This is a genomic window from Actinoplanes sp. ATCC 53533 (assembly GCF_003947245.1).
Map to the genome: position 1 here is coordinate 1 of NZ_QHHV01000260.1, position 8,284 is coordinate 8,284.

Genomic DNA, 8,284 nt, shown 5'->3' on the forward strand with positions numbered 1-8,284 from the left:
GGGACCCGTGGAAAGAGGGGACCGAACCGGCCACGCCTGGGCAGTTCCGCACGTCGCTGCCGCTGATCCCACTGCCCAGGGTGCCGGCAGGCGGGTCGGAGATCTCCTGAATCTCGTCGTCACGGCTAACCCCGCTGGACCGAAGCGCCGGCCCTGCGCCGTCTTGTGCCCCGATCGCGTCCTGGAAATGGTACCGCGTGGTACGATGCTGCCCATGACGAGGATGACTCTGCGGGAATTCCGCGACGGCGCCGGTCGAGTGCTGGAGGCGGTCGAACGTACGCACGAGCCCGTGATCATTACGAAGTACGAGCGTCCGGTCGCGGTGCTGATCGGTATCGACGAGTGGGAGGAGCTGGAGGCGTTCCGCGATCGCAAGGACTCTGCGGCGATCGCCCGTTCCCGCGCCGAGGGCCAGTTCGTGCCGCTGACTGCGGCGTTGGAGTCGCTTGGCGTGGATCCTCGCGAGGTCGAGGCGCTGTTGGCGGACCGGGCGGGCGGCGAGGCGGCGTGAAGGTTCAGGTCGACCGCGATGTGCTGGTTTGGCTGCACAAGCAGCCGCGCAACGTGTTCCTGACCGTCCTCGGCGCGGTCCTCGGCCTGGTCGCCGACTCGACCCCACAGAATTCCACCGAGATGCGTGACGGCTCCGGTCGCCGGCTGCGGGTCGGCGACTACCGGGTGATCTATCGCCTCGATGGGGATGAGTTGACCGTGCACGCGGTCGGGCACCGCAAAGACGTCTACGACAACTGAACGCTCGACTGCTTCCGCCTCCGGGCCGGGCCTGCCTCTCTGGCGTTGACGTGCCGCCCACGTCCGGTGCGGGCGAGCAGCTGCCGGTTGACGCTCGGGTCTGTCGGCGCTGCGGGATTCGGCCACGTCCACTTCGCCGCCCGGCCACCTACAACACGATCAACAAGCTCGCCCTCGGCATCGCCGACACCTACCCGCTGACCTCAGCCGCCGAACTGATGGGACGCGGCATCCCGACCGTCATCATCCCGTTCGTCAACGCCGCACTGGCCGCCCGCGCGCCCTTCCAACGCGCCATCGTTGACCTGCGCGCCGAAGGCGCCTGTGTCCTGTCCGGCCCGGACGACAACTGGGAACCCCACCCGCCTGGCACCGGCTCCGGCATGCAAGCGATGTTCCCTTGGCAGAGGGCGTTTCGGATTGCCGAGGAGGCCACCGATCGACGGATGCACCCGTAGTGACCTGGCGAGACAGACCTTGCACTGACCCGGGACCGACACCAGCCGAGGCGGCGGCAACCTCGGGTTGCCCGCCGCCTCGGGGTGGGCGCTACGGGGCGGCGAGGGCCTCCGTCGGAGACAGCCGGGACGCCCGTACGGCCGGGTAGAGTCCGGCGACCGCGCCGATTACCAGGGTTGCCGTCACGCCGCCGACCATCGCCCAGGCCGGTACGACGGTCGGCCAGTCCTGGGTGGTGGCGTAGGTCGCGGTCACGCCGATGCCGAGCAGGACCCCGCCGATGCCGCCGAGGGCGGACAGCAGCAGAGACTCGGCCAGGAACTGCAGGCGGATCTGGCCGCGGGTGGCACCTAGCGAGCGGCGCAGGCCGATCTCGGCGCGGCGTTCCAGGACGGAGATGACCATTGTGTTGGCCACGCCGACGCCGCCGACCAGCAGCGCGACCGCGCCCAGGCCGAGGAGCAGGCCGTTGAGGGTGGCGTCGGTGGCCTGTTTGGCGGCCAGGGCGTCGGATGGGCGGGAGACCTGGACCTCGTTGGGCGCCTCCGGGTTGGCGGTGGCGGCGAGCACGTTTCGTACGTCCTGAACCGCGTCCTCTTGCGTGCGGGTGTAGACGGTCGTGGGGTAGCCGTCGAAGTCGAGCAGGCTCTCCGCGGTTGGCCAGCCCACCAGGGCCGAGGTGTCCAGCTCTTCGGCCAGCGGCACCGGGTCGAGCACGCCGACCACGGTGAACCAGTGCCCGCCCAGCCAGACCTGCGCGTCGGGACCGGCGCGGCCGACGCCGAGCCGGTCGGCCGCGGTCGACCCGAGCACGACGGCCGGGTAGCGGGCGGTCGCGTCGTTGAGCCAGGCGCCGCTGGCGAGGGTGGCGCCGACGGTGGTGGGCAGGTCGGTGCGCGCGGCGCGCACGCCGATGCCGCCGGACTGGCCGGACGGGATGTGGTCGTTGCGGTAGACGCGGGCGTCGAGGTTTCCGGTCGCGCTGACCTTCTCCACGGGACCGATGCGGCCGATCATGGTGACCGCGTCGGTGGGTAGGTGCGCGTCCTCGCCGAAGAGTGACTGTCCGGGTGCGACGGTGAGCAGGTTCGTGCCGAGCGCGGCGAGTTGGCGGTCGAGGTTCTCCCGGCTGGAGGTGGAGATGCCGACCACGGCCAGCATGGCGGCGATGCCGATCGCGATGCCCAGCGCGGACAGGAAGACCCGCAGCGGGCGGGTGCGCAGCCCGGCGCCGCCGACGCGGACGACGTCGCGTGGCCGGAGCCGGGCCGGGACGAGCCGGGGCAGTGGCGCCGGTGCCGTTGTGGTCATGGCTGCCATGTCGCGGCCTCCAGCACTTTGCCGTCGCGCATCTCGATCTGCCGGGGCAGGCCGGCGGCGATGTCGCGGTCGTGCGTGATGATCACGACGGTGGTGCCGCCCGCGTGCAGATCGCCCAGCAGTGCCATCACCGACGCGCCGGATGCGGAGTCGAGGTTTCCGGTGGGCTCGTCGGTGAGCAGCAGCGGTGGGTCGCCGATGACCGCGCGGGCGATGGCGACGCGCTGGCGTTCGCCGCCGGAGAGTTCGTGCGGTTCGTGGTCGAGTCGGTGGCCGAGGCCGACCCGATGCAGCGCGCCGGCGGCGCGCCGGCGTCGTTCGGCGAGTCCGACGCCGGCGTAGAGCAGCCCGTCGGCCACGTTGTCCAGCGCCGGTACCCCGGCGGCGAGGTGGAACTGCTGGAACACGAAGCCGATCGTCCGGGACCGCAGGGCGGACAGCTCACGATCGGTCAGCGCGGCTACGTCGTACCCGTTGATCCGGACGGTCCCCGACGACGGCCGGTCGAGCGTGCCGATCAGATGCAGCATCGTGGATTTTCCGGACCCGGAGGGTCCGACGATGCCGACGAGCTCGCCCCGGTCGATGGTCAGCGACACGCCGCTCAGCGCGGCCACCCCGCCGGGGTAGATCTTCGAGACGGCGTCCAGTTCGACGATCATCTGGGCACCCCGACGACGAGTCCGTCGGTCACGCCGGTGCCGGAGACCTCGACCTTGTTGCCGGCGAACATGCCGGTCTTGACGGCCACGTAGCGGGTGGTGGAGCCGTCGACGGCCTGCAGGCCGTAGCCGCCCTCGGCGAGCGCGACGAGCGCGTTGACCGGCACGGCGAGCACGTCGCGGCGCTGCTCGGCCTGGAGGATGACGTCGACGGGTGCCTCGTCGAGGGTGCCGAGCTTCTTCTGGTCGGCCACGGTGACGGTCACGTCGATCGTGGTGGTCTGCTGGTTGTCCGTGCCGGTGGTGGTGGCCACCGTGCCGACGCTGGTGACGGTGCCCTTGACCGGGGTGCCGTCGGGCAGCTCGACCGTCGCGGCGATGCCCTTCTTCGCCAGTTCCTGCTTGTCCACGTCGAGGTGGACGGTGACGGTGCGGGTGGTGCCGGAGTAGCTGAGCACCGGCCCGTTCGCCGTGTCGCCCAGCGCGAGCTGGAGGGCGGTGACCCGGATCCGGCCGGTGGCCACGACGACCTGCGCGGGTGCGACCGTGCCGGTTTCGGACAGGCCCAGGTCGTCCTGCCAGTCGCGGACCGCGTCGGCGGTGGCGGAGGTGTACTCGTCGTCGACGGTGAAGCCGTCGTATCCGAGGGCGGACAGGTTTCGCTCCACCAGCTTGACGTCGGCGCCCTCCGCGCCGGGCTCAAGGGTGCGGTACAGCGGCGCCGAGCCGTAGAGCAGTACGACCGGGTCGCTGTCCGCTTTGTACACCGGCCGGCCGCGGCTGACGGTGCTGCCCTCGGCCGGCAGCCAGGTCACCGTCGCGTTCGTGCCGCCGCGGGCCTTCACCACGGTGGTGTCGCCGTAGCCGAGGGTGCCGTCGACGGTCTCGGTCTGGGTCAGCGTCGTCTTGGCGACGGTCGCCGTCGCGGGCGGCAGGTCGGCGCGGGCGGTGGCGGGCGTGTCACCGTCGCCGAAGCCGACCGCGGCGACCGTGCCGGCCACGACCACGAGGGCCGCGCCGCACACGCCGGCCGCCGTTCGCACCCGTCGGCGGTCGCGCCGGCCGGCGGGCTTACCGGGGTCGGCCGGCGGGGCCAGGTCCTCGGTGCGGGCCGTCGTGGTGGTCACGAGTTCCCTCCCCGCAGGAAGGTGAGCTTGTCCTGGCATGCCTCCATCGCCTTGGAGAACGCGGGATCGTTCTGGTCGAACGCTCCGCCGTCACCCATGCCGAAGCCGCCGCCGTTGGGGTCCGGGTCCGGCATGTCCACCCCGTTGTCGCGCATGCACTGCGCGAACTTCCGCAGCTGCTCCTGCTGGGCGGCGTCCAGCTGCGGGCGCTGGCCGCCGTTCGGGGCCAGCTCGCGGCAGGCCTCCTGGGCCTGCCGGACCTTCTGCTGATCGAGGTCGGCGTCGCGGAACTGGCTCATGTCGAACTGGCCGTCCGCGCCGGGGTCGGGAAACTCCGGTACCCCGTTCTCCCGCATGCAGGCGGCGAACTTGCGTCCCTGCTCGGGGTCGGCGGCGGCGCTGGCACTCGCCGCCGGGGTCGCCCCGCCGGCGCTCACGCTGGCCACCTCGTTCTTCGCCGTGTCGTCGCCGCCACACCCGGCCAGGACCGCCATGGCGAGCGCCAGCGCCGGGCCGGCGAATACGAGCCGCAACCGATGTCGTCGCATCGACAGATCTCCTCTGCTTCAGAACCGTGCGACTTTCCAGCCGCGTCCAGAACTGAACCGTGCCGGGGATAACCACGGCGTAACCGCAGGTGTTTACGCCGGCGTTAGCCCTCGATGAGTGACCATGGTGGGTGTGCGCATCCTGGTAGCGGAGGACGAACGGATCCTGGCCGACGCCGTCGCCGAGTGGCTTCGCCGCGAGACCTTCGCCGTCGACGTGGTGTACGACGGCGACGCCGCGCTGGAACGGCTCGGCCTCAACGAGTACGACGTCGTGCTGCTCGACCGTGACCTGCCCGTGGTGCACGGCGACGAGATCTGCCGGGCGATCGTCGACTCCGGCACGCCGGCCCGGGTGTTGATGCTGACGGCGGCGGCCGCCGTCCGGGACCGGGTCGCCGGGCTTTCGCTGGGAGCCGACGACTACCTGACCAAGCCGTTCGCGTTCGCCGAGCTGTCGGCCCGGGTCCACGCGCTCATGCGCCGCTCCCGCCCGGCCGCGCCGCCGGTGCTGGCGCGCGCCGGCGTCCGGCTCGACCCGGCCCGCCGCGAGGTCTCCCGCGACGGGCGACCCGTGGCCCTGGCCAACAAGGAGTTCGCCGTGCTGGCCGAGCTGCTGCGCGCCGCGGGCAACGTCGTCTCCGCCGAGCACCTGCTCGAACACGTGTGGGACGAGAACATCGACCCGTTCACCAACGTCGTCCGGGTCACCGTGATGAAGCTGCGGCGCAAGCTGGGCGAGCCTCAGGTGGTCCAGACCGTTCCGGGAGTGGGGTATCGCGTCGTATGAGCAGCTGGACGATCCGGGTACGGCTCACCGTGCTCTACGGCGGCCTGTTCTTCGTCGCCGGGGCGCTGCTGCTCGCCGTCACCTACCTGCTGGTGGAGCAGAGCCTCGACCGGCGGGTGGACGCCAACCCCGACCTCGCCGCGTCGTTCACCGAAGGCACGGCACCGTGGGGCCTGAACAGCGACCAGTTCGCCGACACGATCCGGCAGTTCCGCGCCGAGCAGCTGCGGTTCCGCGAGGAGACCATGAACTCGCTGCTCAAACAGGGCGGCATCGCGCTGCTCGGGGTGGGCGGCGCCGCCGCCGGGCTGGGCTGGCTGGTGGCCGGCCGGGCGCTGCAACCCCTGCACCGGATCACCGAGACCGCCCAGCGGATCGCCGGCGCCGACGGCGTCGGCCGCGGGCTGCACGAACGAATCGCCCTGCCCGGCCCGCGCGACGAGGTGAAGAAGCTGGCCGACACGTTCGACCTGATGGTCGAACGGCTGGACCGGTCCTTCGACGGTCAGCGCCGGTTCGTCGCCAACGCCTCCCACGAACTGCGCACCCCGCTCGCCCTCAACCGCGCGCTGGTCGAGCTGGCCGTGACCAGGCAGGGCGCCACCACCGAGACCCAGCAACTCGGCGAATCGCTGCTGGCCGTCAACGACCGCCACGAACGGCTCATCGACGGCCTGCTCATGCTCGCCGACGCCGAGAACGCGATCACCGAGCGAGCACCGGTCGATCTGGCCGACGTCGCCGGACACGTCCTCGACCAGAGCGCCGCGCCGGCCCTGGAGACCCGGCGCGACCTGCGGCCGGCCGCCACGACCGGCGACCCGATCCTGCTGGAACGGCTCACCCAGAACCTCGTGGAGAACGCGATCCGCCACAACGTGCCCGACGGTTGGGTCGCCGTCTCCACCACCACGACGGCCGGCTGCGCGGTTCTCTCCGTCGCCAACACCGGCCCGGTCGTGCCCGCGTACGAGATCGAGACCCTGTTCCAGCCGTTCCGCCGGCTGCACCGCGACCGGATCGACGGAGGCCGCGGATTCGGTCTCGGGCTCTCCATCGTCCGTGCGGTGGCCCGCGCGCACGGCGGCGACGCCCAGGCGCAGCCTCGCCCGGGCGGCGGCCTGACCGTGACCGTCACCCTTCCCAGCGCATCCGCACTCTCGCCGGTATAACCAGCGCCGGGAATAGTTCGCTCCCGGCGCTGGTTATGTCCGCCGAAGGTGACCGATGTCACGGCTCAGCTTGCCCGCATTTGGGACGATGCTTGTGGCGGCGGCCCGGGCACGCTACCTTTATCGCAGTCGGGACCCGGACGCAGGCGGCGCTGCCGCTCCCGGGAATCCCCAATCGGCCGAGTTTCAGACACCGGCCCCATCAGTTTACTTCCGGCGTATGGGCTGTCGTCGATTTTCCGCAGCCTTGCCGACGCGTATCCGCGTACCTCAGATGAGGAGTACCAATGACCGACACCGACGTTCGCTCAAGCGAACGCCGCACCACCAATGCCCGTCGCCGCCCGGTCGGCGGCGGGCCCCGCAACCGCCCGGCCGAGACCGGGCCCGGCGCCCCCAGCGCCGACGTCGCGATCGACGGCCTGCTCGACATCGTCGACGACAAGGCCTGGCTGCGCGCCGACGGCTACCTGCCCGGTCCCGACGACATCGCGGTGTCGTCGGCCCAGGTGCGCAGCCACGGGCTGCGCCGCGGCGACCACGTCACCGGCATCGCGCACGTCCCCAGCGGCCGCAAGCAGGCCACGCTCGACGTCGCCACCGTCAACGGCGAAGACCCGCAACTGGCCTTCCGCCGCCCCGACTTCTACAAGCTGACCCCGCTCTATCCGCAGGAGCGGCTGCGCCTCGAGACCGAGTCGCGCATCCTCACCACCCGGGTCATCGACCTGGTCATGCCCATCGGCAAGGGGCAGCGCGCGCTGATCGTGTCGCCGCCCAAGGCCGGCAAGACGATGGTGCTGCAGGCGATCGCCAACGCCATCACGCAGAACAATCCCGAGGCGCACCTGATGGTCGTGCTCGTGGACGAGCGGCCCGAAGAGGTCACCGACATGCAGCGCTCGGTCAAGGGCGAGGTCATCGCGGCCACCTTCGACCGGCCGCCGACGGATCACACCGCGCTGGCGGAGCTCGCCATCGAGCGGGCGAAGCGGCTGGTGGAGGCCGGCCACGACGTGGTCGTGCTGCTGGACTCGATCACCCGGCTGGGCCGGTCGTACAACCTGGCCGCGCCGGGCCGGGGCCGGACGATGTCCGGTGGTCTCGACTCCACCGCGCTGTATCCGCCGAAGCGGTTCCTCGGCGCCGCCCGCAACATCGAGAACGGCGGCTCGCTGACCATCATCGCGACCGCCCTGGTCGACACCGGCTCCGCGATGGACACCGTCATCTTCGAGGAGTTCAAGAGCACCGGCAACGCCGAGCTCAAGCTGGACCGGTCGCTGGCCGAGTCCCGGCTCTTCCCGGCGATCGACGTCACCGGTTCGGGCACCCGGCACGACGAGACGCTGGTGGCGCCGACCGAGCTTGCCCTGATGCACCAACTCCGCCGGGCGCTCACCGGTCAGGACCGCAAGCAGAGCCTGCAGCAGCTGCTCGAGCACCTCAA

General features: G+C 71.4%; 8 protein-coding genes and 2 pseudogenes. 6 read left to right on the plus strand and 4 right to left on the minus strand.

Features of this window, described 5'->3' with window-relative positions; all coding sequences use genetic code 11:
- Nucleotides 1–214 precede the first annotated feature (214 nt).
- The 3 genes and pseudogenes from DMB66_RS52270 to DMB66_RS52280 form a co-directional block, all read left to right on the plus strand.
- Nucleotides 215–514 carry a type II toxin-antitoxin system Phd/YefM family antitoxin gene (locus DMB66_RS52270; protein ID WP_199753145.1) on the plus strand — a complete coding sequence of 100 codons (300 nt, stop codon included), beginning with the start codon at nucleotides 215–217 and terminating at the stop codon, nucleotides 512–514.
- Nucleotides 511–756: a type II toxin-antitoxin system RelE/ParE family toxin gene (locus DMB66_RS52275; protein WP_125811534.1), complete on the plus strand. Its 246-nt coding sequence runs from the start codon at nucleotides 511–513 to the stop codon at nucleotides 754–756. The genes DMB66_RS52270 and DMB66_RS52275 overlap by 4 nt, the downstream gene beginning before the upstream one ends.
- Nucleotides 757–896: 140 nt before the next feature.
- Nucleotides 897–1,214, plus strand: a pseudogene (locus DMB66_RS52280) (flavoprotein); the annotation flags it as partial.
- A 91-nt stretch (nucleotides 1,215–1,305) separates the two neighbouring features.
- On the opposite strand, the gene DMB66_RS52285 reads toward DMB66_RS52280, so the two are convergent.
- The 4 genes from DMB66_RS52285 to DMB66_RS52300 are packed head-to-tail and all read right to left on the minus strand — an operon-like array spanning nucleotide 1,306 to nucleotide 4,872.
- Complete coding sequence (locus tag DMB66_RS52285) at nucleotides 1,306–2,526, minus strand: ABC transporter permease (RefSeq protein WP_125811536.1); 1,221 nt, start codon at nucleotides 2,524–2,526, stop codon at nucleotides 1,306–1,308.
- Entirely contained in the window at nucleotides 2,523–3,194 is a 672-nt protein-coding gene (locus DMB66_RS52290; RefSeq protein ID WP_125811542.1) for an ABC transporter ATP-binding protein, read from the minus strand. Before DMB66_RS52290 ends, DMB66_RS52285 begins: the two co-directional genes overlap by 4 nt.
- Entirely contained in the window at nucleotides 3,194–4,324 is a 1,131-nt protein-coding gene (locus tag DMB66_RS52295; protein WP_233625461.1) for a peptidoglycan-binding domain-containing protein, read from the minus strand. Before DMB66_RS52295 ends, DMB66_RS52290 begins: the two co-directional genes overlap by 1 nt.
- Nucleotides 4,321–4,872, minus strand: coding sequence for a hypothetical protein (locus DMB66_RS52300; protein WP_125811538.1), 552 nt, complete (start codon nucleotides 4,870–4,872; stop codon nucleotides 4,321–4,323). Before DMB66_RS52300 ends, DMB66_RS52295 begins: the two co-directional genes overlap by 4 nt.
- Nucleotides 4,873–5,005: 133 nt before the next feature.
- Here DMB66_RS52300 and DMB66_RS52305 point away from each other — a divergent pair, with 133 nt between their 5' ends.
- From DMB66_RS52305 to rho, 3 genes and pseudogenes are all read left to right on the plus strand, one after another.
- On the plus strand, nucleotides 5,006–5,662 hold the full coding sequence (locus tag DMB66_RS52305; protein ID WP_199753147.1) for a response regulator transcription factor: 657 nt from the start codon (nucleotides 5,006–5,008) through the stop codon (nucleotides 5,660–5,662).
- Nucleotides 5,659–6,834, plus strand: coding sequence for a HAMP domain-containing sensor histidine kinase (locus tag DMB66_RS52310; protein WP_125811539.1), 1,176 nt, complete (start codon nucleotides 5,659–5,661; stop codon nucleotides 6,832–6,834). Before DMB66_RS52305 ends, DMB66_RS52310 begins: the two co-directional genes overlap by 4 nt.
- Nucleotides 6,835–7,127: 293 nt before the next feature.
- Nucleotides 7,128–8,284 (plus strand): annotated as a pseudogene (rho, locus tag DMB66_RS52315) (transcription termination factor Rho); the annotation flags it as partial.